This is a genomic window from Aldersonia kunmingensis, from assembly GCF_001646865.1.
Classification (GTDB): domain Bacteria; phylum Actinomycetota; class Actinomycetes; order Mycobacteriales; family Mycobacteriaceae; genus Aldersonia; species Aldersonia kunmingensis.
In genome coordinates this window covers 34626-60873 of record NZ_LRRB01000074.1, presented here as the reverse complement: position 1 = coordinate 60873, position 26248 = coordinate 34626, and the positions used below count along the sequence as shown (strand labels likewise).

Below are 26248 nucleotides of genomic sequence, written 5' to 3'. Positions count from 1 at the left end.
CTGAGTTCTCAGCTGACCGGATAGTCCACGTCCGCGCCGCCGGCGAGGTCCGAGCAGTCGACAAGCACGAGATCTGTTCGACCCGTGAGGAATTCGCGCGCACCTTGATCGCCGTGCGCGGACGACATCACCTCGGGCCACCACTTCCGCCCGACGAGTACCGGATGCCCCGGACGACCGCCGTAGGTCGCGCGCGCCAGCGCTTCGGGCGCGGCGAGCGAGCACAGCCGGGAGATCGCCGATGCTCCCACGTCCGGCAGATCCACCAGATGGATCAGCGCCGCAACGGCATTCGTTGAAGTTAGCACGGCGAGCCCAGTGCGTAGGGACTCGCCCATGCCGAGTTCCCAACTGGTGCAATGTACTTCTTGTACGTCGTCGGGCAGCAGCTTCGCGACTTCGTCACCGCGCGCACCGGTCACCACGACGGTCGACGAGCAGCCACCGCCCCGCAAGGCATCCAGGGCAGTGGTCAGCAATGAACGGCCGTCGACCGTCGCGAGCGCTTTCGGGCCACCAAACCGGCGTCCGGCACCGGCCGCGAGCAGCAGTCCGGCGACGTGCTGGTCACCCTGTGGTGACATCGCCCATCACGGCTCCCTCGCGGCGTGGGTCCGCACCGCCGATCCAGCCGTTTTCCTCGCTTTGGAGCGCACTCAATCCGCTTGACTGCGGCGCGACCGACACCTGCTGTCCCATCGCTCGAAGTTGCTGTATCAGAGGATCATTCGCGCCGTCGTTGCTCGCGTCGATGGCGGGATGCTCACCACCGACATTGGTAACCGGGGTGTTCGCTGCGCCGAAATCGACAGCAGACACTGCCTGCTGCGGGTCGAGCCCCCAGTCCAGGGCGTTGACGAGCGTCTTCACCACGAACTGAATGATCACCGAGCCGCCGGGGGATCCGGTGGCGAATGCGATCTCGCCCCGCGAGCCGTCGGAGGCCTTGTCGAACACGAGGGTCGGGGACATCGAACTGCGCGGGCGCTTGTCCGGCTGCACTCGATTGGCCACCGGCGCGCCATCCGCACCGACCGGATTGGCGGCGAAGTCGGTCAGTTGGTTGTTCAGGAGGAAGCCGTCGACCATGTGGAAGGAACCGAATGCCGACTCGATCGTTGTAGTCAGCGATGCGACGTTGCCGTACTTGTCCGCGACCGTGACCTGGCTGGTGCCGTGTTCGCGGTCCTGGGTCTGTGGGCTCAGCGGCACGGGGCCGAAGTCGCCCGGCTGTGCGGTCCCCATCGACTTGTTCGGGTCGATCAGCCCCGCGCGCTGCTTCAGGTAGTCGGGGTTGAGCAGGGTATCGGGCGAATTGCCTGGCAGTGGAACGAAATCCGAGTCGGCGACGTATTTGTCGCGGTCGGCATAGGCGAGCCGCTCGGCTTCGGATATCAGGTGTACGGCCTGCGCGACCGGCTTGCCGCCATTGAGATCGACAGTCTGCGGACCCATCGATCCGACGTCGAAGTTCGACAGGATTCCCAGTGTCGACGCGACCGTGATCCCACCCGACGACGGGTTCGGCATCCCGCAGACGACGTGATCTCGATAGGGCGTGCACAGCGCTGTCCGGGTCTTGGCCTCGTACCCGAGCAAATCATTCAGCGTCATCTGGCCGGGCGTGCGCCCGCCTGTCGTTGTCGCCTGCGTCTCGATGATGTCGCGCGCGATCTGACCGGTGTAGAACGCGTCCGCCCCGTCGGTGGCGATGGCACCGAGGGTCTTGGCCATCGCCGGGTTCGTGAGCGTGGTGCCCTCGGCCTTGGGAGACCCGTCCGGGTTGAGGAAGTACGCGCGCGCATTTTCGTCGATCGAGAGTTGTGGCGCCGATTCGGCGATCTGCTGAGCCAGGCGAGGGCTGATGGTGAGGCCCCTGTCGGCGAGGTCGATAGCCGGCTGGAACAACTCGCCCCAGCTTGTTTGGCCGTGCTCGTTGTGCGCCGCCTCGAGCATCCGCAGAATCCCCGGTACACCGATCGAGCGCCCGCTTGCCCGCGCGTCGGGCTGCGGCACGGTTTGATCGGTGTCGCTGACCCAGCGCAGGTAGTTTTCGGTCGCGGCGGCCGGAGCGGTTTCGCGGCCGTCGTAGGCAGCCACCGTTTTCGATTCGGCGTTGTAGTACAGGAGGAACCCACCGCCACCGATTCCGGACGACTGCGGTTCGACGAGGCCGAGCACGGCCTGGGCCGCGACCAGCGCGTCCGCCGCAGTGCCGCCGTCGCGCAGCACCTCACAGGCGGCCTGGGTGGAGGTCGGGTTCGCGGTGGACACGGCGAACGAGGCGGTACGCACCGCGGTCATGTCCGATCTGTACCCGGTCGCGATCTCGGGATTGGTGGCGAGGTTCTGCGTGGTCGGCGGCGAACCGGGCTGCGCAGACGGCGTGGGTGTCGCCGTGATCGGCGTTCCGTTTGGCACCTCCGCGCAGACTTCGGATGCCTCGACGTGTGAGTCGTCGGTACCGCATCCAGCCACCAGCCCGATTGCCGCGATTGCCGCGATTCCGGCTCGAATCCCCTTGCCCGATCTCGTCGTGCAGGTCATGCCCGACGCTAACACCGCGTCGTCGGTCTTCGGGAATAGTTGGTGGGCAACTACTCACCCGAACGCCCCCTGATAGTGCAGGTAGTCTCCGACCGGTGAGCACCTCCGACACCCTCGCGATGCACCTGAGTGACGGCATTGTCGACGCCCGGACCTCGGCATTTTCCGCGATCATCGCGGTGTGTGGTGTCGGGTTCGCCGCGTGGCGAGCGCGCGCCGGGGATTCCGACGAGCGGTCCGCGCACGGCGTGCTCGACGAGCGGACCGCGCCGATGGCCGGGCTTGTCGCTGCGTTCATTTTCGCCGTGCAGATGGTGAACTTCCCGATCCTGCCTGGCGTCAGCGGACATCTGCTCGGTGGTGCGCTTGCCGCAATCCTGGTCGGCCCCTATCTCGGCGCGCTGTGTGTGTCCATCGTGCTCGTGGTCCAGGCGCTGCTGTTTGCCGACGGTGGGCTCACCGCGCTCGGCATGAACATCACCAATATGGCTCTGATCGGTGTGGCCGCCGGCTATCTCGTCGCTCGCGGGCTGGCTCCCGTTCTGTTGCCGCGGAGCGAATCCGGGCTCGCAATCCTGGGCTTCCTGGCCGCGCTGATTGGAACAATATGTGCGGCAATGGGATTCGTTCTCGAATATGCGATCGGCGGTGCCGGCAGCGAAACGCTGGGGGCAGTGACCGGGTACATGCTGATCACGCACGCCCTGATCGGAGTCGGGGAGGGCGTGATCACCGCGATCACCGTCACCGCGGTGGCATCGGCTCGGCCGGATCTCGTGTATCTGCTGCGCGTCACGGGGCGGCAGCGCACAGGTGCCCGCCGTGTCTCGGTCAACCAGTTCCTGATCGGCTTCGCCGTTATCGCATTCGCTGTCGCCGGGCTGCTGTCCTACCTCGCGAGCAGCGCGCCGGACGGGCTCGACGCCACCACGCAGCGCGGCTGCACCGTCATCGAGAATACCGAGCGGCTCGAGGGTGAGTGCATCGCGCAGCGCGCCGAGGTGCATCGGTTCGCCGCTTCGCCACTGGCCGATTACACGATCAACGGCAACGGTGCCCTGACGGGTGTCGCGGGGATCCTCGGTGTGGCAGCCGCTTTCGCTGCGCTCACAGCGACCGTCCGGATCGTCGGCGCCCGCAGGCGGACCCCGGCCGGGTGAACACTTCTGCTGTTTCGCTCTACCTACCTGGGCACTCGCCAGTGCACCGGCTCGCTGCGGACGTCAAGGTTGTCGCGGCGATGGTTGCCGTGGTGGCGGTGGTGGCAACCCCGCGCGAGATGATCTGGCCCTATCTGGTCTATGCCGCCCTGCTCGTCTCGGTTTGGTCCCTCGCGCGAATCCCGTTGCGCTGGATTGCGCCTCGCATGCTGATCGAGGTGCCATTCGTTGTATTGGCAGTGTTGCTGCCGTTCGCAGGCGCCGCGCCTTATACGGACGTGCTGGGAATGACGCTGTCCACGCCCGGTCTGTGGGCGGCGTGGGGCATCGTGGCGAAAGGCACGCTTGGCGTGGGTACTTCGCTAACTCTCGCCGCGACCATGCATATCCGCGAGCTTCCCGGCGCGCTCACGCGGCTACGCGTGCCCGGCATGATCGTCACGATCCTCGTGCTGATGCTGCGCTATATCGATCTGCTCGTCGACGAGGCCTCGCGCATGCGGCTGGCGCGAGTCTCTCGCGGCGACGACCCGCGCGCTCTGTGGCAGGCGGGGGCCACCGCGCGTGGCGCGGGAGCGTTGTTCCTCCGGGCCTATGAGCGCGGCGAGCGGGTGCATCTCGCGATGCTTTCCCGCGGATACGACGGCGCGGTGCCGACCTACGGCAGCCTGCGCCCGGGCGCCGCCGCGTGGCTGCGCGGTCTGGCTCCGGCTCTGGTCGCCGTACTGATTTGCGTAGTCGCGTGGGCGACCCGATGACGGCGGCAGTGACGCTGCGCGGCGTCGGCTATCGCTACCCGGACGGGACGCCCGCGCTGCACGACATCGACCTCGACGTCGCCGCGGGCGAGCGGGTCGCGGTGCTCGGCCCGAACGGTGCGGGAAAGTCGACGCTGATGCTGCACCTGAACGGCGTGCTGGTGCCGGTCTCAGGAACAGTGACGATCCACGATGTCGAGTTGTCGCGGAAGACCGCGCGGGAGATCCGACGGCGTGTCGGTGTGGTGTTCCAGGACCCCGACGATCAGCTGTTCATGCCCACCGTCGCCCAGGACGTCGCGTTCGGTCCGGCGAATTTCGGCGTCGATGAAGGTGAGCTCGACGCGCGGGTCGACGAGGCGCTCGCCGCAGTCGGGATGAAGGCGCTGGCGGACCGTGCACCGGGCCGGCTGTCCGTCGGGGAGCGGCGGCGCGCGGCGCTGGCCACCGTGCTGTCCTGTCGTCCCGATGTGCTTGTCCTCGACGAACCGTCGGCGAATCTCGATCCCGTGGCGCGCCGCGAACTCGCCGAAGTGCTGTGCACGCTCGACACGACGCTGCTGCTGGTCACCCACGATCTGCCCTACGCCGCGCGGATCTGTGAGCGCGCGGTGTTGCTCGACGAGGGGAGGATCGTCGCGGACCGCCCCATCACCGAATTGCTCGGTGACACCGCGTTGCTGGCCCAGCACCGCATGAGCTGAGAAGAGTAGTCCGACCTCGCGACTAATCTGGTCCTGTGGCAGATCCCGCGACGTACCGACCTGCGCCCGGCAGCATCCCGGTGCAACCTGGGGTGTACAAGTTCCGGGACCAGTACGGCCGCGTCGTGTATGTCGGCAAGGCGAAGAGTCTGCGCAGCCGGCTGAACTCCTACTTCGCCGACGTCGTCTCGCTGCACCCGCGGACCCGCCAGATGGTGACCTCGGCGGCGAGCGTCGAGTGGACGGTCGTATCCACCGAGGTCGAGGCGCTGCAGCTCGAATACAACTGGATCAAGGAGTTCGATCCGCGGTTCAACGTCCGCTACCGCGACGACAAGTCCTACCCGGTGCTCGCGGTCACGCTGAACGAGGAGTATCCGCGACTGTTCGTCTACCGCGGTGCCCGCAAGAAGGGCGTGCGCTACTTCGGCCCGTATTCGCATGCCTGGGCGATCCGCGAAACCCTCGACCTGCTGCTCCGCGTGTTTCCAGCCCGGACCTGCTCGGCAGGAGTCTTCAAGCGGCACAACCAGATCGGGCGGCCGTGCCTGCTCGGCTACATCGACAAGTGCTCGGCGCCGTGCGTCGGACGGGTCAGCGCCGCTGAGCATCGGCGGATCGTGGAGGACTTCTGCGACTTCCTCGCCGGTCAAACCGACCGGCTGGTGCGTGATCTCGAGATCCGGATGCGGGAGGCATCCGAAGAACTCGACTTCGAGTCCGCGGCACGCTTGCGCGACGACATCGCAGCGCTGCGCCGCGCGCTGGAGAAGCAGGCCGTCGTCCTCGGCGACGGCACCGACGCCGATGTGGTCGCCTTCGCCACCGACGACCTCGAGGCCGCCGTCCAGGTCTTCCACGTGCGCGGCGGGCGCGTGCGTGGGCAGCGTGGCTGGGTGGTCGAAAAGTCGGGTGAGGCAATCGAACCCAGTATCGAAGGATCGCCCGGCGGTGTTGCTGCTGTCGGGACGCCCGACGGTGTTCCTGCTGTCGGGACGCCCGACGGTGATCTCGCCGTACTGGTGGAGCAGTTCCTCACCCAGTTCTACGGCGAGCAGGCCGCCTACGCGGATGCGGAATCCGACAACGAGGAAGAGCGCCCGGTTTCGGCCGTTCCGCGTGAAGTCTTGGTGCCCACGCTGCCGGGCGATGTAGAGCAGGTGCAGCAGTGGCTGTCCAAGCTACGTGGCTCGGCTGTGCAACTACGGGTTCCGCAGCGCGGGGACAAGAAAGCCCTCGCGGAGACTGTGCAGCGCAACGCCGCCGAGGCGTTGGCACAGCACAAGCTCAAGCGGGCCAGCGATTTCGACGCGCGCTCCGCGGCGCTGCAAGGGATTCAGGAGGCACTCGACCTCGACACGGCACCGCTGCGGATCGAGTGCGTCGACATCAGCCACGTGCAAGGCACGGACGTGGTCGCGTCAATGGTGGTGTTCGAGGACGGCCTGCCGCGCAAGTCCGACTACCGGCACTACACGATCAAGGAGGCCGCGGGGGAGGGCCGTTCCGACGACGTCGCCAGCATCGCCGAGGTGACGCGGCGCCGATTCCTGCGCATGCGCTCCGATTTCCCCAGCACACCCGACGAGCCGGAGCGGGCCACGGCGGCGGCGATCGATCCGCAGACCGGGCGGCCGCGCAAGTTCGCCTACCCGCCGAATCTGTTCGTGGTGGACGGCGGTGCACCCCAAGTCGCGGCGGCGGCCGAAGTTCTCGATGAACTCGGCATCACGGATGTCGCCGTGATCGGCCTGGCGAAGCGGCTCGAAGAGGTGTGGGTGCCCGGCGAGGTCGACCCGGTGATCCTGCCGCGCACCAGCGAATCGCTGTACCTGCTCCAGCGCATCCGCGACGAGGCGCACCGGTTCGCGATTACGTTCCACCGCAGCAAACGCTCGCGCCGGATGACGGCGTCCGCGCTGGACTCGGTGCGCGGCCTCGGCGAAACCCGTCGCACGGCGTTGGTGATGCATTTCGGCTCGGTCGCGAACCTGAAGAAGGCCAGCGTCGAGGAGATCACCGAGGTCCCGGGTATCGGGTTGACCACGGCGAAGGCCGTGCTCGCGGCGCTCGGCGCGGGCGTTGCGGCCGGGGAGACAAACGGTGCGGCTGGGGAGAGTGAGCCGACCGACGCCGGTCAGCCGGAGTAGCTGACCATCCGCTTGGCGTTCGAGAGCGCGGTCACCGTGCCGCTACCGAACGCGCCCAGTTCGTCGAACAGCGTCGACGTGCCGACCGAGATTCCGTCTGCGGTGAGATGGTTGTTGGCCTCCACGCCGATCTCGGATCCCACGGGCAGTCGCGTCAACGCGAGAGTGAGGTCGGCGTTGATGTATCCCATGCCCTCGGACCCCCAGTTGGTGACCATGCTGGTCAGTTCGCCGACCAGGGCGGTGTTCACAAACGGGGTGGCCTTCTCACCGGCGACCAGGTCGAGGTGGCGCAACCACACTCGCTTTTGGCTTGCGCCCTGATGGTCTGCGCGGTGGCGGGTCCAGCCGCTCGCCTCACTGCCCCACACGGCGCGGAAGGGCTTATCGGCTATTGGCTCGGTCAGTTCCGCGGGCGGCGCCTGCGGCGGGTCCGCACGGGTCCAGAACTCGCCCGGCGGCGGGGACGAGCGGCGCAGGAACACCACGCTCGCGCGGGCCACCGTCTCGCCGTCCTGAATGAGTTCGGCGTCCCCGAGCCGGATCCGGTTGCCGTCGCGCACCAACGTGGTGGCGATCTGGGTCGGCTTCGTACGCGCCGGGCGGAACATATCGACGGTGAGCCGGGAGGGCAGGAACTCGTCCCCGCCGTACGCGTTCTCGAGGGCCCAGGCAAGCACGCCGGCGATCACCGGGCCGCTCAGCATGTCCGGCGACCAGGAACTCACGGCGTATTTGGTTGGCACCAGGTCGTCTCCGACCTGCTCGAAATAGGCCATCGGCGTGCTCATGAAGCGTCGGTCCTCCGTACCCGCGCGCCACTCGGTGCGCCGTTCGAATCAACGTAGCGGGCGCCGATCGCCGCGAATCTGCGGGCTCGGATAACCGATGAATAACAGTGCGGCCGATTAAGCTCCCGAAACGTGGGCAGCGCCTGGCCGCTTGTCGAGCGGCGCACGGAGTTCGAAGAGGTCCGCGCAGTGCTGACCGGCCGCGGCGATGCAGGCGGGGTAGTGATCACCGGCGCTGCGGGGGTCGGCAAGACGACACTGGCGCGGGCGGTCACGAAGACGCTGCCCGGTCCGGTGCGATGGGTTGCGGGCACGGAGTCCGCGCGGAGCATTCCACTCGGTGTCTTCGCCCACATGGTCGGGCCCTCGACCTCACGCGATCCGGTGACGTTCATGTCCGCCGCGCGGGAGGCGCTCCTGGCCGACAGTCGCGTGGTCATCGGCGTCGACGACGCCCATCTGCTGGACGGGTTGTCGGCGACATTGCTGCATCAGATCGCGATCGACCGGGCCGCACCCATCGTGGCCACGGTGCGTTCCGGCGAGGAGGTGCCGGATGCCATCACGTCGCTGTGGAAGGACCGCCATCTGCTGCACCTCGATCTCACGCCGTTCACCAAGGAGCAGAGCATCGCGCTGGTGCAGGCCACGCTCGGCGGGCCGTTGGAAGGCCTGAGCTCCGAACTGATTTGGGAGGCGTCGGCCGGCAACGCGCTCTACCTGCGCCACCTTGTCGACGGCGCGCTCGAGGCCGGTTCGCTGCGCGAGGCGAACGGCGTGTGGCAGCTGCGCGGGCGGGCCACCGTGACGGCGGAGCTCGCAACGCTGCTCGCGGAGCGGCTCGATCGGCTGCCGGACGAGATGGTCACCGTGCTGCGGCTGCTGACCCTGTGCGAGCCGATCGATGCCGACGTGCTTGCCGACGTGGTGGGGGAGCAGGCGGTCGAGGATGCGGAAAACCAGCGGCTCGTGCGCCTCGTCCCGGTTGATCGCCGCCTCGATGTCCGCTTGCAGCACCCGTTGTTCGGTGAAGTGATCCGACGCTCAATGGGTGTCGCGGTGGCTCGTCGACTGCGCGGGCGGCTGGTTGCGGCCCTGTCGGAACGGCCCGTCAGCTCCGTGGCGGATCGGATCCGTCTGGCGGAACTCGGCCTCGACAGCGACCGGAGGCCCGCTGTCGACTTGCTCGACGCGGCCGCCAACGACGCCGTCGCACTCGCCGATGTCGACCTCAGCGAACGCTTCGCACGGGCGGCGGTCGACTCCGGTGGCGGCGCAACCTCGGCGGCGATGCTCGCGCGTGTGCTGCTGTGGCGAGGAGAAGCGACCGAGGCGGAAGCGGTCCTCGTCGCGCACCCGCCGGAGGAAACCGATCAGGTGCAGCTGATCCGCTGGGGCCTGACGCGGATCGCGAATTCCCTGTTTTCCGCAGGCGATTCGGAGCGTGCCGACGAACAGCTCGCGGCGCTGCGGGACTCCATCACGATTCCCATACTCGCGCTGATCGTGGAGGGCGCCGCTTCGGCGTGTGCGCTACACGAGAACCGGCTCGCCGACGCGGTCGCGGCTGCTGAACGAGTGCTGAACGACCCCAACCCGTTGCCGGTCGCGATCGAGTGGGCATGCTTCGGCGGCGGTCGTGCCCTTGCCCTGATGGGTCGCGGCTTGGAGGTCGCGCAGGTGATGGGCAGGTTGGATTCTGTCGCAAGCGAATTGGACGGGTTGCTCCGCTTCCCGGCGGCGTTGGCCACCGTGCAGGCACTTGCGCTCACCGGGGATCTCGATCGCGCACGCGATCGCGCCGAGGAATATCTCGGGTTCACCTCCTCCGGCCAATACATTGCGTGGGCATTGGCGAACACGATGATCGGCACGGCGGAAGTCGCGCGCGGACGCTTCGGCGACTCGGTGCCGCGACTCGAGCAGGCGCTCGCCGCCTTCCCATCGAAATCGGCCGCGACCTGGAGCATTCCAGCCGAGATACTCCTCATGCAGAGCTACGCGGCGCTCGGGCGCACGGCGGAAGCAGTCCCTGTTCTCGCGGACGTCCAGGCGCGAATGGGTCCTCACGCCGCTGTCTTCGATCCGCAGTTGCAGGTGGCTGCGGCGTGGCTGGCGGCCGCAGAGGGCAGCGTGAGTCGAGCCGTCGAACTGGCCCAATCCGCCGCGGATGCCGCGTTCTCGACCGGTCAGTTCGCGATCGCAGCGGAGGCGCTGCACACGGCCTGCCGGTTCGGTGACCGTACCGCTGAGGCGTCGCTGGCAGAGCTGTCCGGCCACGTCGACGGCCGGCTCATGAAGTTGCAGGCCAAACACGCGGCCGCAGTCGCCGCGAAGGACGCAGCGGCGCTGGATGCGGTCTCGGCCGAGTTCGAAGATATCGGGGCGTTGCTGTCCGCCGCCGATGCGGCGGCGCAGGCAGCCGCGGCGCATGGCGAGGGGCAGCGGTCGGCCGTGCACCGTTCGGCATCGCGGGCAAACCATCTCGCCGTGCAGTGCGGCGGGGCGCGCACCCCGGCCCTTCTCGCGATGGCAAGCCCGCTTCCGATAACCCTGCGGGAGCGCGAAATCGCCAACCTGGCTGCGACGGGCATGACGAACCGGCAGATCGCCGAACGACTGTACGTTTCCGTGCGCACGGTGGAAGGCCACCTGTATCGACTCTGCGCGAAACTCGGTGTTGACCGTGACGAGCTCGCCGAGCTGATGCGCCGTGAATCCAATGAAGGCAATGAGGACGACGACGGGCTCAGCAGCGGAAACTGACCGTCATATCCTGCGACGGGTCGGAATTGCGATCGAAGATCTGCTTCAGGGAATGGGTTCCCTCGACGATCCGCAGTCCGGTCGGGGTGAAAGTCTTTTCGTTGTAGATGTTTTCGGCCAGCAGCGGGTTGGTCAGAGCCTGCGTGAACGCGTCGTATCCGACCATGATGCCCATCAACTCGCCCATCATGAAGTCCTTCGGATGGGCCTCCGCGAACAGCCCGACGTACCACTCGAGGTTGTCGATCGATCCGTACATGGCCTGCAACTGCTTGCGCAGCGCGCTGTTCGTCGTCAGTTGCCGATAGCTGGTGAACGGCTTCAGCCCGAATGCTTTTCGGTACTCGTTGTACGTCTGCAACCGAGACTTGCGCATCAGCTGCGTGGTGCGTTCCTGTACCGACGGGTTCGGGTCGTCTGGAGACCATCGGTCGACGAGGAACGACGGCGTGTTGTGCAGACCCATTCGGCCCGCCCGCGTCTGCGAGCACTTCTCGATGAGTGCGGCGATGCCGTGGTCGAGAATGAGCTGATTGTTGTTGAGGAACTGCATGGGTTCGATGCGGTCGGTGCCCGTCCCGAGCGCATCGGGCGCGAGTGAGTGCCAGCGGTAGAGCAGGTTGAACTCGATCGAGATCCAATTCGACCGGTTCCACTTGGCGTCCGCGGCGGCGTTCGGCACCAACTCGAGGTGCAAGTAGTGCGGCCCGATGTGCCCGATGTAATCCTCGATGACGACCTTGAGCAGCTCGACGATGAGGACATTGCGCGTCGTCTCGAACAGTCGGTCGTCATTCCAGCCCGGGTCGTCGGCGTATTCGGCTGCGAGTAGTCCGGCAACCCGATTGTGTTCGCGCAGGAACATCGTGGTCATCATGACGTGACCGATAGTGGAGTTGCCGTACTCGAGACCGACGGCAAACAGCTTCTCCTTGCGGTCATCCGGGAATCCGGTCAGTAGCACATCCATCGTGCCGCGGGGGTGAAGCTCCTCGAAGCCGGAAGCAAAGTCGAGACCACCCGCGCCGTTGGACTCGAATAGGTTCGGCGGGAACTCCTCGCCATTGATGAGTTGGCTCTTCATCCGGCCGCCGTTGCCTTCGCGCAGCATCGCGGTCTTCTCCGCGCTGATCCCGTACAGCTGGCAGAGGTCTATTTCGTGGTTCGACTTGTTCTTGCAAGGGTCGCTGCGATCGGTGCGCAGGAAGCTATCGGTGAACCATTGCGCAAAGAAGGAGAAAGTCGCGCTGGTGTCGTGCGAGGGAACGAACTTGCCGCGACGGAACAGTTCGGTGACCTCGGCTTCGGGAGGAAGGTGTGGTGGGATGGCGGGCGGGGGAAGGTGTCGGCCACTGAACGTGCGATCCGTCAGTCCCTGCCAGGTCGTGTAGTCGGCGGCCATGGAAAATGCGCGGGGACGCGGACTCGTCGCCTCGGTGTATTTGCGGACGACCAACCGGCTGAGCTTGCGCCGGATCGCCGGATGGTGGTCGAACCGGCTGATCGCCATGAACAGGCGCCGGCGGAGCCGGCCCCGGATGGTCATCCGTGCCCAGTCCTGCGTCTCCCGTGAACCTCGCAACAGAAGCTGTGTGGATTCGAACATCGTTCCCTCCCGGTCTTGCAGCGCGCACGGCGCTGAATCGAATTCGCAAGCGGGGCCCTCGGATGTCAATTCTTCGGCGCGGGTACAGCAGGCACACGAGTAGTCCGCTACTCGGATGGGGACGCCTCGGGTAACCGCGCTGCGAAAGCGCACCGATGCGTAGCCCGCGAATCCGCGGCAATCCACACCGCGCGCTGCAATGATCGGAGCGGCATACAGTTGCAGGCGCGGTCGCCGGTAGCGGCGAATGGCCAGTTCGAGGCGGGTGGGCCGATGAACGAACGAGCGCACGACGATTCCGGAACCGATGTTGTGGTGGTCACCGGCATTTCGGGGGCGGGTCGTGGCACCGCCGCCAAGGTGCTCGAGGACCTGGGTTGGTACGTCACCGACAACCTGCCGCCCGAATTGATCTCTCGCATGATCGAGCTCGGACTCGAGACCGATCCGCCGATCCGTCGTCTCGCCGTGGTGATGGACGTGCGGAGCAGGTTCTTCACCGACGACCTCAGTCGAGTGATCAAGGAACTGGAACGACAGTCGATCCACTCCCGCGTACTCTTCCTCGAAGCATCCGACGAGGTGCTGGTGCAACGATTCGGGCACGCGCGGCGACGGCACCCGCTGCAGAGCGAGAGTGCGGACGGCACGCTGTCCGACGGCATCAAGGAGGAGCGTCGCCGCCTGTCACCGGTGAAGACTGCCGCCGATCTGGTGATCGACACCAGCGAGCTCTCGATTCATCAACTGCGCCGGCGCATGGAAGAAGCGTATGGCGGGGACATGCCGTCGACGATGCAGACGACGGTGCAATCGTTCGGTTTCAAGTACGGCATTCCGATCGACGCCGACATCGTCCTCGACGTCCGATTCCTGCCCAATCCGCACTGGGTTCCCGAGCTGCGGCCGCGCACGGGCCAGGAGGATGCGGTGCGCGATTACGTGCTCGGGAGCACCGGCGCGGCCGAGTATGTCCGCTCCGGCCACCGTCTGGTCCAATTGACCGCAGAGGGCTACCGCTCCGAGGGCAAGCGATTCATTACGATCGCTGTCGGCTGCACCGGGGGAAAACATCGGAGTGTGGCAATTACGGAGGCGTTGGCGGACTTGATCAGTGACGATGCGGCACAGGCGGTTCGGGTCGTGCATCGGGATCTGGGGCGGGAATGACAAACCCCAGCAAGGTCCCGGCCGTGGTGGCGCTCGGCGGCGGACACGGGCTGTTCGCGACGCTGAGCGCGCTGCGCCGGCTCACCTCGGATCTCACGGCGGTAGTGACCGTCGCGGACGACGGCGGCTCGTCGGGCCGGTTGCGTGCAGAACTCGGGCTGATTCCGCCCGGTGACCTGCGCATGGCGCTTGCTGCGCTTGCCGACCCCAACGCCGAGCTCTGGACCCGGACGGTGCAGCACCGATTCCGCGGCACGGGTGCGCTCGCGGGTCATTCGGTGGGCAATCTGATCCTCGCAGGCCTCACCGAGGTGCTCGGCGATCAAGTCGCTGCGCTCGACGAGCTTGGGAAGGTGCTGGGCGTCGCCGGCCGGGTGTTGCCGATGGCGTCGATCCCGCTCGACATCGAGGCAGACGTGTCCGGCCTGGAGGCCGATCCGCGCGCGAGCAGGTGTATTCGTGGGCAGGTCGCTGTCGCGACCACGCCCGGCAAGGTCCGGCGTGTGCGGCTGCTGCCGTCGGATCCGCCGGCCTGCCCGGAGGCGGTCGCGGCGATCGAACGCGCCGAAGCAATCGTGCTCGGTCCGGGCTCGTGGTTCACCAGCGTGATCCCGCACGTGCTGGTGCCCGAGCTGCACGACGCGCTCGTCGCGACGCGCGCGGTGCGGGTGCTGGTGCTCAATCTTGCGGCCGAGCCGGGAGAGACCACGGGCTTCTCCGCCGAGCGGCATTTGCACGTTCTTGCCCAGCACGCACCGGAATTCACTGTCGACCACGTGCTCGTCGATTCCGGGTCCGTGCCGCCGAGCCGGGAGCGCGAGGACGTCGAGCGAGCCGCCGAGAAGCTGCGCGCCCGCGTAACGTTCGCGGATGTTGCCGAACACGGCACGCAGAAGCACGACCCGGCGAAACTCGCGGCCGCGCTCGACGGGCTTGTCGGGACATGGGCCGTGCGGAGCAGTACACGATCATCGACCGGGCCGCGCATGCACCACTTGGGCTTGGGGGGAAAGGAGAGCGCCTCGTGGCGATGACAGCCGAGGTCAAGGACGAGCTCAGCCGGTTGAACGTGGCTCAGGTGAGCGCGCGCAAGGCCGAACTGTCGGCGCTGTTGCGATTCGCCGGGGGGCTGCACATCGTCGCGGGCCGGGTGGTTGTCGAAGCCGAGGTCGACCTCGGCTCGATCGCGCGGCGGCTGCGCAAGGAAATCTTCGACCTCTACGGCTACGGCTCGGATCTGCACGTGCTCGGTGCCGGCGGGCTGCGCAAGAGCGCACGCTATGTGGTGCGGGTGGCGAAGGAGGGGGAGTCGCTGGCTCGCCAGACCGGGCTGCTCGACGTGCGCGGCCGGCCGGTGCGCGGACTGCCCGCCCAGGTGGTCGGCGGCAGCGTCGTCGACGCGGAAGCCGCGTGGCGGGGGGCGTTCCTCGCGCACGGATCACTCACCGAACCTGGTCGGTCCTCCGCGCTCGAGGTGAGCTGCCCCGGACCGGAGGCGGCGCTTGCGCTCGTCGGTGCGGCGCGGCGGCTCGGAATCTCGGCGAAGGCGCGTGAGGTGCGCGGCACGGATCGCGTGGTGGTTCGCGACGGTGAGGCGATCGGTGCGCTGCTGACGCGGATGGGCGCGCAGGACACCAGGCTCACCTGGGAGGAGCGCCGCATGCGCCGCGAGGTGCGGGCGACGGCAAACCGGCTCGCGAACTTCGACGACGCGAACCTGCGCCGATCCGCCCGGGCGGCGGTTGCCGCAGCGGCCCGGGTCGAACGGGCGCTCGAGATCCTCGCCGACGAGGTGCCGGATCATCTCGCGGCGGCAGGCCGCTTGCGGGTTCAACATCGCCAGGCATCGCTCGAAGAACTCGGTCAACTGGCGGATCCGCCGATGACCAAGGACGCTGTCGCGGGTCGGATCCGGCGGTTGTTGTCCATGGCGGACAGGCGGGCGAAGGAAATCGGCGTGCCGGACACCGAGTCGGCTGTCACCGCGGACCTGCTCGACGACGCCTGACCGCCATTCGGGCGGGTCAGGGTAGCCGTCGCCGCACAAAGCCGGTGCGCCTAAAGTGAGGGCGAACGACAAAAAGCAGGTCCAGCGACTTCAAGGAGCAAACCAGTGACTGTCCGGGTTGGCGTAAACGGCTTCGGCCGAATCGGACGAAACTTCTTCAGGGCGGTCGACGCGCAAAAGGCGCTCGGCACCACCGACATCGAGATCGTGGCGGTCAACGATCTGACCGATAACGCGACGCTCGCGCACCTGCTCAAGTACGACTCCATCCTCGGTCGTCTGCCGTACGACGTCTCGCTCGATGGCGAAGACACCATCGTCGTCGGCGACAAGAGGATCAAGGCGCTTGCGCACCGCGGCCCGTTGAACGAGCTGCCCTGGGGCGACCTGGGCGTCGACGTCGTCGTCGAGTCCACCGGCATCTTCACCGACGCCACGAAGGCCAAGGGCCACCTCGAGGCCGGCGCCAAGAAGGTCATCATCTCCGCACCCGCCAAGGGCGAGGACCTGACCGTGGTCATGGGCGTCAACGACGACCAGTACGACGGCAGCCAGAACATCATCTCCAACGCCTCGTGCACCACGAACTGCCTCGGCCCGATCGCCAAGGTGCTCGACGACGAGTTCGGCATCGTCAAGGGGCTGATGACCACGATCCACGCGTACACCCAGGATCAGAACCTGCAGGACGCCCCGCACAACGACCTGCGTCGCGCGCGCGCCGCGGCCCTGAACATCGTCCCGACCGGCACCGGTGCGGCCAAGGCCATCGGCCTGGTCCTCCCGCAGCTGCTCGGCAAGCTGGACGGCTACGCCCTGCGCGTGCCGATCCCGACGGGCTCGGTCACCGACCTCACCGCGAACCTGCGCAAGTCGGCCACCGCGGAGGAGATCAACGCCGCGATGAAGGCGGCCGCCGAGGGACCGCTCAAGGGCATCCTGAAGTACACCGAGGCGCCGATCGTGTCGTCGGACATCGTCACCGACCCGCACTCGTCGATCTTCGACGCAGGCCTGACCAAGGTCATCGACGACCAGGCCAAGATCGTCTCCTGGTACGACAACGAGTGGGGCTACTCAAACCGTCTCGCGGACCTCATCAGCCTCGTCGCGAAGTCCCTCTGATCGCAGTGGCTGTTCAGACGCTTAACGATCTGCTCGGCGCTGGGGTGGAGGGCCGCACCATCTTGGTGCGGGCCGACCTCAATGTCCCGTTGAAGGACGGCGAGATCACCGATCCCGGCCGCATCCTCGCCTCGGCGCCCACGCTCTCGGCTCTGGTCGAGGCCGGCGCGAAGCTGATCGTCGCCGCCCACCTCGGCCGCCCGAAGGGCGAGCCGGACCCGCAGTTCTCGCTCGCCCCCGTGGCGGCGAAGCTCGCGGAGGTCTTGGGCCGCAACGTGCAGCTGGCCGGCGATGTCGTCGGCCAGGACGCGCTGGCGCGGTCCGAGGGCCTCACCGACGGTGACGTGCTGCTGCTGGAGAACGTGCGGTTCGACCCGCGCGAGACCAGCAAGGACGAGGCCGAGCGGGGCAAGCTCGCTGCGGCGCTCGTTGAGCTCGTCGGCGACGACGGTGCGTTCGTCTCCGACGGTTTCGGCGTGGTGCACCGCAAGCAGGCATCGGTCTACGACGTAGCCAAGCTACTGCCGCACTACGCGGGCAACCTGGTCGCGACCGAGGTCGAGGTGCTTCGCAAGCTGACCGCCGAGTCCGAGCGGCCTTACGCCGTTGTGCTGGGCGGATCGAAGGTTTCGGACAAGCTCGCCGTGATCGAGGCGCTCGCGCCGAAGGTCGACACGCTGGTGATCGGCGGCGGCATGTGCTTCACCTTCCTTGCCGCACAGGGTCTCTCGGTCGGTTCGTCCCTGCTCGAAGAGAGCATGATCGACACCTGCAAGGACCTGCTCGAGCGGTTCGGCGATGTCATCCACCTCCCGGTCGACGTGGTTGTCGCGGACAAGTTCGCTGCCGATGCGGAGTTCCGCACGGTCGGTGCCGCGGAGATCCCGGACGGCTGGATGGGTCTCGATATCGGCCCGGAGTCGGTCGAGCGGTTCGCCGCGGTGCTCGGTGCGGCGAAGACGGTGTTCTGGAACGGCCCGATGGGCGTGTTCGAGTTCGACAACTTCGCTGATGGCACCCGTGGTGTCGCGGAAGCGATCATCGGCGCTACCGGCAAGGGCGCGTTCAGCGTCGTCGGTGGCGGCGACTCCGCTGCGGCGGTGCGCAAGCTCGGCCTCGCCGAGGACGCGTTCTCGCATATCTCGACCGGCGGCGGAGCGTCGCTGGAGTACCTGGAGGGCAAGGAACTGCCCGGCCTGTCCGTACTGGAGGCATGACCGTGGCATCTCGCAAACCGCTGCTCGCGGGCAACTGGAAGATGAACCTAAACCATCTCGAGGCAATCGCGTTGGTCCAGAAGTTCGAATACACGTTGCCCGATCGGTACTACGACAACGTCGACGTGACGGTGCTGCCGCCGTTCACGGACCTGCGCAGTGTGCAGACGCTGGTGGACGCCGACTCGCTCAAGATCACCTACGGCGCGCAGGACATCTCGATTCACGAGTCCGGTGCGTACACGGGTGAGATCAGTGGAGCGATGCTGGCCAAGCTGGGCTGCACCTACGTGGTTGTCGGACACTCGGAGCGTCGCACGATGCACAACGAGACCGACGACGTGGTCCTCGCCAAGACGAAGGCTGCGCTCGCGAACGGGCTCACCCCGATCGTGTGCATCGGCGAGCATCTCGAGATCCGTGAGCCGGGTCATCATGTGCACCACAACCTGAATCAGGTTCGTGGCTCGCTCGCCGGCCTGACGGCCGAGGAGATCAGCAAGGTCGTCGTCGCGTACGAACCGGTGTGGGCAATCGGCACCGGTCTCACCGCGACGCCGGCCGACGCACAGGAGGTGTGCGGCGAGGTGCGTGGCGAGCTCGCGAAGCTCGCCACGCCCGAGGTCGCTGCCGGTGTGCGGATCCTCTACGGCGGATCGGCGAACCCGAAGAACATCGGCGAGCTGATCGCCGAGCCCGATGTCGACGGTGCTCTCGTCGGCGGTGCCTCGCTCAAGGCCGAGGACTTCGCCAGCATGTGCGCTATCGCGGGTCAGGGTTAGTAGAACCGCAGGGCCACGTAGAACCGCAAAGCCGCCGTACGACCTGGTCGTACGGCGGCTTTCGCGTTTCCCGGGCGCTTCCCGCGAGCAAACCTTGTATATGGGGGCGAAGCTTGGCCCCCGTTTACACAATTTGCACTCGTTTGGCCCTGCTGCGGCGGCCGGGATGCCCGTGAGCAAGAGCACCCGACGCGCTCCTCTAGACTGTCCGCATGGATTTGTTCCTGGACGTGTTGCTGGTCGTCACCAGCCTGCTGCTCGTACTGCTCGTGCTCCTGCATCGGGCAAAGGGCGGCGGTCTGTCCAGCCTGTTCGGCGGCGGAGTGCAGTCCAGCCTGTCAGGGTCCACCGTGGTTGAGAAGAACCTCGATCGGATCACGATCTTCACCGCAGTCGTGTGGCTCATCGCCATCCTCGGTGTCGGCTTCGAGATCAAGTACAGCTGATTTCCAACATCTGATCTGCTCGCCCTGCGCCGTCCGAAGCGACGGCCGATACTCGGTGAATGACGAGCGAGCGATCGACGTCCAACGCTGAACCGGGCCGAGAAGCCACCGAGCCGCTGCGTGAGGACATTCGTCTACTCGGCGCAATCCTCGGCGAGACGGTCCGCGAGCAGGAGGGCGACGAGCTCTTCGATCTCGTCGAGAAGGCCCGCGTCGAGTCCTTCAACGTCCGGCACTCCACCACGGAGCGGGCCGAGATGGCCAAGATGTTCGACGGCATCGCCATCGAGCAGGCCATTCCGGTGATCCGGGCATTCAGTCATTTCTCGCTGCTGGCGAACGTCGCCGAGGACATCCACCGAGAACGCCGTCGGCGGATCCATGTCGTGGCGGGGGAGCCGCCCCGCGAGGACAGCCTCGCCGCCACCTACGCGAAACTCGATGCCGCGGGTCTCGACGCCACGACAGTCGCCGACGCGCTGCGTGACGCGCTCGTCGCGCCGGTCATCACCGCACATCCGACCGAGACGCGGCGGCGCAGCATCTTCGAGACGCAGCGCCACATCACCGATTCGCTGCGGGCTCGCGAGCGGGCACTCGACGACGCCGAACGCGCGGATATCGACGTCGACCTGCGCCGCCAGATCCTCACGCTGTGGCAGACGGCCCTCATCCGGATCGTCCGGCTACGCATCCAGGACGAGGTCGATCTGGGGCTGCGGTATTACCACATGTCACTGCTCGACGTGATCCCGCGGATCAATGCCGAGCTGCGCCGCGAGCTGCGATCTCGCTGGCCCGAAGCGAACCTGCTGCCCGAGCCGATGTTGCGGCCGGGTTCGTGGATCGGTGGTGACCGGGACGGGAATCCGTTCGTGACAGCCGACGTGGTGCACGCCGCGACGCACCGGGCCGCCTATGTCGCCATCGAACACCACCTTGCCGAACTCGTTCTGCTGGAACGGGACCTGTCCATGTCGGCGCGGCTGGTGACCGTCAGCGACGCGGTGACCCGGCTCGCCGATGTCGCCGGCGACGACTCGGCGTTCCGGGCCGACGAGCCGTATCGCCGGGCGCTGCGCGGCATCCGATCCCGCCTGTCCGCGACCGCGGAGCAGATTCTCGACAACATTCCGCCGAATGTGCTGCGCGACGGGATGGCCGCGTACGCGACGCCGCAAGAGATGCTCGACGATCTCGATGCGATCGACGATTCTTTGCGCGCCAACCACGACGGCCTGCTCGCCGACGACCGACTCGCGATGCTGCGCCGTTCGATCGAGACGTTCGGCTTCCATCTCAGCGGGCTCGACATGCGCCAGAACTCCGAGATGCACGAGGAGGTTGTCGCCGAGTTGCTCGCCTGGGCCGACGTCCATCCGGACTACCGTTCGCTGCCCGAGGACGAGCGCATCGCGATCCTGGCTCGCGAATTGTCCATTCGCAGGCCGCTCACCTCGCCGGACGCCGAGTTGAGCGAACTCGCAACCAAGGAACTCGGGATCGTCCGGGCTGCGGCGGAGGCGATCGACGAGTTGGGTGCCGGTGCCATCCCGAACTACATCATCAGCATGTGCACCTCGGTCAGCGACATGCTCGAAGCGGGAATCTTGTTGAAGGAAGCGGGAATTCTGCAATGCGGCCCTGGTGGCCCCACTTCGCCGGTGGGAATTGTCCCGTTGTTCGAGACGATCGAGGACCTCCAACAGGGCGCGGCCACCCTGCTCGCGACCCTGGATGTCCCGGTGTACCGGCGGCTCGTGCGCGCCCGCGGCGACGTGCAGGAGGTCATGCTCGGCTACTCGGACTCGAACAAGGACGGCGGCTACCTCGCGGCGAACTGGGCGCTGTACCGAGCCGAACTGGACCTCGTGGAGGCAGCCCGCAAGAGCGGAATCCGGTTGCGGCTCTTCCACGGCCGAGGCGGCACTGTGGGCCGCGGCGGCGGTCCGAGCTACGACGCCATCCTCGCGCAGCCGGTCGGTGCGGTCACGGGTTCGCTTCGGATCACTGAACAGGGCGAGGTGATCGCGGCGAAGTACGCGGAGCCGCGGCTGGCTCGGCGCAACCTCGAGGCGTTGCTCGCTGCGACCCTGGAAACGACGTTGCTCGATGTCGAAGGACTCGGCGACGATGCGGAACCTGCGTACGCGTTGCTCGACGATCTCGCGGAGCGCGCTCGCCGGGCCTATGCCGAACTGGTCCATGACACACCGGGATTCGTCGAGTACTTCCGGCTGTCCACCCCGGTCGCGGAGATCGGTGAGCTCAATATCGGCAGCCGCCCGGCCTCGCGCAAGGCCACGAACTCCGTCTACGACCTGCGCGCAATTCCCTGGGTGATGTCGTGGAGTCAGTCGAGGGTGATGCTGCCCGGCTGGTACGGGGTAGGGACCGCGTTCTCCGAGTGGGTCGACGGCGACGAGGCGAAGCTCGCCAGACTGCGGGAGTTGTACGAGAAGTGGCCGTTCTTCCGCACGGTCCTGTCGAACATGGCACAGGTGATGGCCAAGTCCGACCTCGGCCTCGCGGCGCGTTACGCCGAGCTGGTGCCCGATACGGCGCTGCGCGAGAAGGTGTTCGGGATGATCGCGCGCGAGCACGGTCGCACAGTGGAGATGTACCTGGCGATCACCGGCTACGAGGGCCTGCTCGACGACAACCCGGCGTTGGCGAGATCGGTGTTCAACCGATTCCCATACCTCGAGCCGCTCAACCACCTGCAGGTCGAACTGTTGCGCCAGTTCCGGGCCGGCGATGACCGCGAGACGGTCAAGCGCGGGATCCTGTTGACCATGAACGGGCTTGCCACGGCGCTGCGCAATAGCGGCTAGCGCCTCACTCGGTCCGGTTGAGCCGGTCCACCAGTCGCACGCTGCGCGCACCGAGGCCCGGGTTGTTCACCTCGGCGTCGGTGAAATCCGTTGCGCTGAGTGTCCGGCCCAGTCGAGCCTCGAGGCAGCCAATGCACAACTGGCCCTTGCCATCCGGTGCCGCCTGCAGCCACACCTGGTCGTGGACCATGTAGTACTCGTCGATGGCATCGGTGTCCACGCCGCAGTCCAGACAGCGCCAGTCGAAAGTGGTTGGCTGCCAGTTCCATTCGATCACCGACCCGTCCGCGAAGTGGACGTCCCGACTGTTGGCGCGGTAGACGGTGCGGGAGATTCGGCCCCGATCGCACAGCGTCTTCTCGATCGACCGCTCCACTTCATGCAGTGATTCGACGAGTCGCTTGGTGGTGACGGTCTCATCCGCACCCGCCGGGCGGTCGCTCACAGTGACAACCCACTTGATCTGCACCCCGGGTTCGGTGCGGACCTCGAAACTCGCCGAGTCGTTGCTCACTTGTCCGATTATCTTCCTTTCGCGCGCTCACGGGCAGTCCGCGCATTCGAGACCGAAACCGGGACTCGATCGGACTGCCCGCCGCAGCGCTTGGCTACGTTGCCGGAATTACGGGCGCGTGCCAGGCCGGATCGGGGTCAAGCCCTTGTCGATGCAGTTGGTGCAGTAGTTCGGGCTGACGACACCGCCGTGGCGAGCACCGCACGTCGCGCACACGTCCCTCGGCACCCGAACGTCGGGCGGGGTGACCCTGCCGAGGTTGCTCTTGGGGGTGGCCTTTCCGAGGTTGCCGCTCTTGGGCGGGCTGAACTTGCCGAGGTTGCCGTTGCTCGCGGCAAGCACAATGGCCCCTTGGCCGGAATCCACCGGCACGGCCGATGCCGCCGCCGTACCGCCGAACATCAAGCCAATGGCCGCAGCTGCCACCACAAGGTATCTGGCAAACATGTCGAGTCCTCTCGTCACTCACGTGGGCCGGCAGATCGCCGGCGGCGGCGCGATCTGCCGCTGATGGTGTGATGCGACGAGATGGAGGAAGGTTCCGGTCAGGTCGGATTCTCGTGTGTGAGGGCGCGATAGCTCTTCGCGCCGGCTCTGTCGACCGCGGCCTTCACCAGGCCGAATATCGCACCCTGGAGGGCAGCCGCGATGAGTACTTCGCGGACATCCGCACTGAGATCCTTCGGTTCCGGCGGCCTGTCCCGATCGTTACCTATGCGGGCCCAGATCTGCCTGAAAACCTGCCCGGCCAATATCCCACCGAGCACGCTGACGAACAGGGACATCGGCTTGTACATCAATTTCGACGGTGCGGGCATGCTAGTTCCTTTCCCAGCTTCGACGGCAGCTAGAGCGCGGCCGCCAAGTCCGTGCATTGGTCGGCGTTCAACTCTCGTGCGGTCCTGCGGAGCACGTACGACCAGGACTGTTTGGTCAGCCCGGTGGGCGAGTCGGGCTGATTCTCGGACTCGGGCACCTGGTCGTCCCGATCGCTGCGTTCGTCGCGCTTACGGTCTGGGTCGGCGCGGTCGGCGGGCGCTGCGCTTTCCTTGGCTGGCATCTATCTGACGTACCCCGCGACGCCCCGGAGAAACTGGACAGCGCGCGATATGCCTCCGACCTTGGGATGCAATGAGGCGGACGAAGTTCGGGCCGCTACCGACTGGCTATCGAGGGATCAAGGGGCGGGTCAGCCCGGGCAGGGGTACTCGGACGCCAGATCGGTGTAGTCCGCCCACTGCGGCAGCTCTCTGCCGTCCACCGCGGCGGTGAAACGGTCCAGGTAGAACTGCCAGTACGGCCCGACCTGGGCAACCTCGTCACGTTGCAGATGGCGGCGGACCACTTCGAGAGTGGTCACTACGCCGACCTGGTGCAGGCGAAGCTCGAGCACAGCGTCGGCGATTGTCAGGTCCAGGACGTGCGGTGAGGTGCACGCGTCGACCGTGATGTCGAGGACCCGGGCCGGATCGTCGGATGTCGTGATGCTGACGTGCCCGTCGAGCGGGTCCCCGGCCACCGTGCCGAACCATTTCGCGACACCGGCGGGCTCGGTGAGCAGCTCCCACAGCTCGACGACAGGGTCCGCGAACCCGCGCACGTAATACAGCTGCACCAGGTCGGTGGGGGTGCCGGCGGCGTCGTGCTCCGGCCTGACCTCGCCGAGTGATGTTCCTGAGGCCACCGTTGCCTCCTTCTCGATCGTGGTCCCCATTCAACACGCGTTGCCCGCAGGCCACGGCGGATTCGGGTCCTTCGCCTTCAGCCGGGGTGAAACCGCAACGGCGGGAACCGAATAGCCCGGACGCACGTCATAGCCAGCAAGGGACACCACACGATCGGGGGGATCGGATGGACACCACGCCACGATCGCAGCACTGCCAGCCCGAACGGTACGGGAACGGCCAGCGGAAACGGACCCGTCCTGTGCTGCGGCTGGGGTGTGTCAGCGCCGCGCTTATCGACCCGTCCAACGGGCGTCCACGCGCGGTGCCGATAGCACCGCGCGACGACACGCCCTTGGCCTGATTAGGCCAGTTTGCTCGCGGCGGCCTCGTCGAGGAACCACACGGTCGCCTCGGTGCCGTGTGCGCCCGCCGAAGGAATGTCGACGGGATCCGCGCCGCCGATCGCGGCCGCCACGGCCTCGGCCTTGGCGTCGCCGGTGACAACAAGCCAGACCTGTCGAGAGCGCCGGACCGCCGGAAGGGTGAGCGTGATGCGCACCGGCGGAGGCTTGGGGGAGTCCGGCACCGCGACGACGAGAGCATGTTGCTCGCGGACCGCGTCGGTGTGCGGGAACAGCGAGTTGATGTGGCCCTCGCCGCCCATGCCGAGCAGGTGGATATCGAACTCCGGCACACCTTGGGTGGTGGCGCGGCTTGCGAGCACCTGGGCGTACTCGGCGGCCGCGGCCACCGGGTCCGGGTATTCGCCGTCGGATGCGGCCATCGGGAAGACCCGGGAGTGGTCGACGCCGACGTGGTCGAGCAGTGCCTCGCGGGCCTGCAGTTCGTTGCGGTCCGCGTCCGTGGCGGGGACGAACCGCTCGTCGCCCCAGAACACATCCACCTTCGACCAGTCGATCGCACCGGAATCCGCGCGCAACTTCTCCAGCAGCGCGATCCCGGCGCCACCGCCGGTCAGCACTACCGAGGCCGAACCCCGCGCGGCCTGGGCCGCGGTGATCACGTCGATGAACCGCTGCGCCGCGGCGGCGACCAGGGCGTCCTGATCGGGAAAGCGCTCGATGACCTGCTCACTCATAACTGACCCGTTCCAGTCCTTCCAGCGCTTCGGCATAGATTTCGTCGGCATCGAGCCGCCGCAGGTCCTCGGCGAGACATTCCTTCGTCTCGCGCCGAGCGAGTGGCAGCATCCGATCCGGTTTTCCGTCGCGGTGCAGTATCGCCGTCCGGCCGGTCTGCGGGCGACTCAGGCGAATCGACGCGCCGGCACGGTGCAATTCGACGAACAGTTCGCCCACCTTGCGGTTCACCGGGCAGCCGAGCCGCACGGCCAGCCAGCCCGCGATCATGTCCAGCGACGGTTCGCCGCGCAGGCCCGAGATGGTCACCGATTCGACCGGGGCGTGTGGCGCCTCGTCCAATGCCGCGGTCAGCAGCGCGCGCCAGTAGGTGATCCGGCTCCAAGCAAGATCGCTGTCACCAGGGGTGTAAGAGGCCTTTCGGGTCTTGATCGTGGCGATCGGATCGGACGACGGTGTCGCGTCGGTGATCCGGCGGATCGCGAGCTTGCCGACCGGGTCGGCTGCCGGCACCTCCGGTGCATCGAACGGCCACCACGCGACAACGGGCGTGTCCGGCAACAGGAACGGGATCACCACGCTGCTTTCGTGGTCGGCGAGTTCGCCTTCCAGCCGCAGCACGAGGACCTCGCCCGCACCGCCGTCGCGACCGACACGGATTTGCGCGTCGAGTCGTTCGGTGGCGTTCCGGTTCCCGTGCACGAGAACGACCACGCGACAGGGATGTTCGCGGCTCGCCTCGTTCGCCGCATCGATCGCAAGTTCGCGATCGGCATGCTCGCGAGGGCACACCACGAGCGTCAGCACCCGTCCCTGCGTGATCACGCCGGCGTCCTCGCGCAGTTGCACGAGCCGCTTGTTGACGGCGACGGTGGTGGTGTCGGGCATGTCCACGATCATGGG

24 protein-coding genes and 1 pseudogene are annotated in these 26248 nt (G+C 67.0%); 14 read left to right on the top strand and 11 right to left on the bottom strand.

Going from position 1 to position 26248, the window contains the following annotated elements:
• Positions 1-8: 8 nt before the first annotated feature.
• Together A8G08_RS05395 and ggt are read right to left on the bottom strand one after the other, a co-directional pair.
• Positions 9-584 (bottom strand): nucleotidyltransferase family protein, encoded by a 576-nt coding sequence (locus A8G08_RS05395; RefSeq protein ID WP_068271176.1) that lies wholly within the window; start codon positions 582-584, stop codon positions 9-11.
• Entirely contained in the window at positions 568-2547 is a 1980-nt protein-coding gene (gene ggt, locus A8G08_RS05390) for a gamma-glutamyltransferase (RefSeq protein ID WP_068271173.1), read from the bottom strand. Before ggt ends, A8G08_RS05395 begins: the two co-directional genes overlap by 17 nt.
• 119 nt (positions 2548-2666) lie before the next feature.
• On the opposite strand from ggt, the pseudogene A8G08_RS27750 reads away from it, so the two are divergent.
• The 5 genes and pseudogenes from A8G08_RS27750 to uvrC form a co-directional block, all read left to right on the top strand.
• Positions 2667-3353: pseudogene (locus tag A8G08_RS27750) on the top strand (energy-coupling factor ABC transporter permease); the annotation flags it as partial.
• Positions 3330-3707 (top strand): PDGLE domain-containing protein, encoded by a 378-nt coding sequence (locus A8G08_RS27910; RefSeq protein WP_425394530.1) that lies wholly within the window; start codon positions 3330-3332, stop codon positions 3705-3707. The pseudogene A8G08_RS27750 and the gene A8G08_RS27910, both read left to right, overlap by 24 nt.
• Positions 3704-4465 (top strand): cobalt ECF transporter T component CbiQ, encoded by a 762-nt coding sequence (cbiQ, locus tag A8G08_RS05380; protein ID WP_068271167.1) that lies wholly within the window; start codon positions 3704-3706, stop codon positions 4463-4465. Before A8G08_RS27910 ends, cbiQ begins: the two co-directional genes overlap by 4 nt.
• Complete coding sequence (locus A8G08_RS05375; protein ID WP_068271207.1) at positions 4462-5169, top strand: energy-coupling factor ABC transporter ATP-binding protein; 708 nt, start codon at positions 4462-4464, stop codon at positions 5167-5169. The genes cbiQ and A8G08_RS05375 overlap by 4 nt, the downstream gene beginning before the upstream one ends.
• Positions 5170-5204: 35 nt before the next feature.
• Positions 5205-7319, top strand: a complete 2115-nt coding sequence (gene uvrC, locus A8G08_RS05370; protein WP_084435962.1) for an excinuclease ABC subunit UvrC — start codon at positions 5205-5207, stop codon at positions 7317-7319.
• On the opposite strand, the gene A8G08_RS05365 is transcribed toward uvrC, so the two are convergent.
• Positions 7307-8110 (bottom strand): thioesterase family protein, encoded by an 804-nt coding sequence (locus A8G08_RS05365; protein ID WP_068271164.1) that lies wholly within the window; start codon positions 8108-8110, stop codon positions 7307-7309. The two genes, uvrC and A8G08_RS05365, sit on opposite strands and share 13 nt — an antisense overlap.
• Before the next feature lie 132 nt (positions 8111-8242).
• Here A8G08_RS05365 and A8G08_RS05360 point away from each other — a divergent pair, with 132 nt between their 5' ends.
• A complete protein-coding gene (locus tag A8G08_RS05360; RefSeq protein WP_068271161.1) occupies positions 8243-10876 on the top strand; it encodes a helix-turn-helix transcriptional regulator in 2634 nt (877 codons plus the stop codon).
• On the opposite strand, the gene A8G08_RS05355 is transcribed toward A8G08_RS05360, so the two are convergent.
• Positions 10860-12482 (bottom strand): peroxidase family protein, encoded by a 1623-nt coding sequence (locus A8G08_RS05355; protein ID WP_157108413.1) that lies wholly within the window; start codon positions 12480-12482, stop codon positions 10860-10862. The genes A8G08_RS05360 and A8G08_RS05355 overlap by 17 nt on opposite strands.
• Positions 12483-12755: 273 nt before the next feature.
• On the opposite strand from A8G08_RS05355, the gene rapZ reads away from it, so the two are divergent.
• The 8 genes from rapZ (at position 12756) to ppc (ending at position 22064) form a co-directional block, all read left to right on the top strand.
• Positions 12756-13652 carry an RNase adapter RapZ gene (gene rapZ, locus A8G08_RS05350; protein WP_068271158.1) on the top strand — a complete coding sequence of 299 codons (897 nt, stop codon included), beginning with the start codon at positions 12756-12758 and terminating at the stop codon, positions 13650-13652.
• The gene (locus A8G08_RS05345; protein ID WP_068271154.1) at positions 13649-14686 is read left to right on the top strand and encodes a gluconeogenesis factor YvcK family protein; all 1038 of its coding nucleotides are present in this window, start codon (positions 13649-13651) and stop codon (positions 14684-14686) included. Before rapZ ends, A8G08_RS05345 begins: the two co-directional genes overlap by 4 nt.
• Positions 14677-15660, top strand: a complete 984-nt coding sequence (gene whiA, locus A8G08_RS05340) for a DNA-binding protein WhiA (RefSeq protein WP_068271151.1) — start codon at positions 14677-14679, stop codon at positions 15658-15660. The genes A8G08_RS05345 and whiA overlap by 10 nt, the downstream gene beginning before the upstream one ends.
• A 105-nt stretch (positions 15661-15765) precedes the next feature.
• Positions 15766-16785 (top strand): type I glyceraldehyde-3-phosphate dehydrogenase, encoded by a 1020-nt coding sequence (gap, locus tag A8G08_RS05335; protein ID WP_068271148.1) that lies wholly within the window; start codon positions 15766-15768, stop codon positions 16783-16785.
• Between the two features lie 5 nt (positions 16786-16790).
• The gene (locus tag A8G08_RS05330; protein WP_068271145.1) at positions 16791-18002 is read left to right on the top strand and encodes a phosphoglycerate kinase; all 1212 of its coding nucleotides are present in this window, start codon (positions 16791-16793) and stop codon (positions 18000-18002) included.
• Positions 17999-18784, top strand: coding sequence for a triose-phosphate isomerase (tpiA, locus tag A8G08_RS05325; RefSeq protein WP_068271142.1), 786 nt, complete (start codon positions 17999-18001; stop codon positions 18782-18784). Before A8G08_RS05330 ends, tpiA begins: the two co-directional genes overlap by 4 nt.
• A gap of 212 nt (positions 18785-18996) precedes the next feature.
• On the top strand, positions 18997-19230 hold the full coding sequence (secG, locus tag A8G08_RS05320) for a preprotein translocase subunit SecG (RefSeq protein ID WP_068271139.1): 234 nt from the start codon (positions 18997-18999) through the stop codon (positions 19228-19230).
• Between the two features lie 59 nt (positions 19231-19289).
• Positions 19290-22064 (top strand): phosphoenolpyruvate carboxylase, encoded by a 2775-nt coding sequence (gene ppc / locus A8G08_RS05315; protein ID WP_068271136.1) that lies wholly within the window; start codon positions 19290-19292, stop codon positions 22062-22064.
• Between the two features lie 4 nt (positions 22065-22068).
• On the opposite strand, the gene A8G08_RS27905 is transcribed toward ppc, so the two are convergent.
• The 7 genes from A8G08_RS27905 to opcA form a co-directional block, all read right to left on the bottom strand.
• Positions 22069-22578 (bottom strand): hypothetical protein, encoded by a 510-nt coding sequence (locus A8G08_RS27905; RefSeq protein ID WP_245672667.1) that lies wholly within the window; start codon positions 22576-22578, stop codon positions 22069-22071.
• 108 nt (positions 22579-22686) lie between these two features.
• Positions 22687-23025 (bottom strand): hypothetical protein, encoded by a 339-nt coding sequence (locus tag A8G08_RS05305; protein ID WP_157108412.1) that lies wholly within the window; start codon positions 23023-23025, stop codon positions 22687-22689.
• A gap of 98 nt (positions 23026-23123) precedes the next feature.
• Entirely contained in the window at positions 23124-23396 is a 273-nt protein-coding gene (locus tag A8G08_RS05300; RefSeq protein WP_068271130.1) for a DUF4235 domain-containing protein, read from the bottom strand.
• Between the two features lie 29 nt (positions 23397-23425).
• On the bottom strand, positions 23426-23638 hold the full coding sequence (locus A8G08_RS28410) for a hypothetical protein (protein ID WP_068271127.1): 213 nt from the start codon (positions 23636-23638) through the stop codon (positions 23426-23428).
• A 129-nt stretch (positions 23639-23767) separates the two neighbouring features.
• Positions 23768-24262: an SRPBCC domain-containing protein gene (locus tag A8G08_RS05290; protein WP_169823267.1), complete on the bottom strand. Its 495-nt coding sequence runs from the start codon at positions 24260-24262 to the stop codon at positions 23768-23770.
• Between the two features lie 344 nt (positions 24263-24606).
• Complete coding sequence (pgl, locus tag A8G08_RS05285; protein ID WP_068271121.1) at positions 24607-25344, bottom strand: 6-phosphogluconolactonase; 738 nt, start codon at positions 25342-25344, stop codon at positions 24607-24609.
• On the bottom strand, positions 25337-26245 hold the full coding sequence (gene opcA, locus A8G08_RS05280; protein WP_068271118.1) for a glucose-6-phosphate dehydrogenase assembly protein OpcA: 909 nt from the start codon (positions 26243-26245) through the stop codon (positions 25337-25339). The genes pgl and opcA overlap by 8 nt, the downstream gene beginning before the upstream one ends.
• Between the last annotated feature and the right edge of the window lie 3 nt (positions 26246-26248).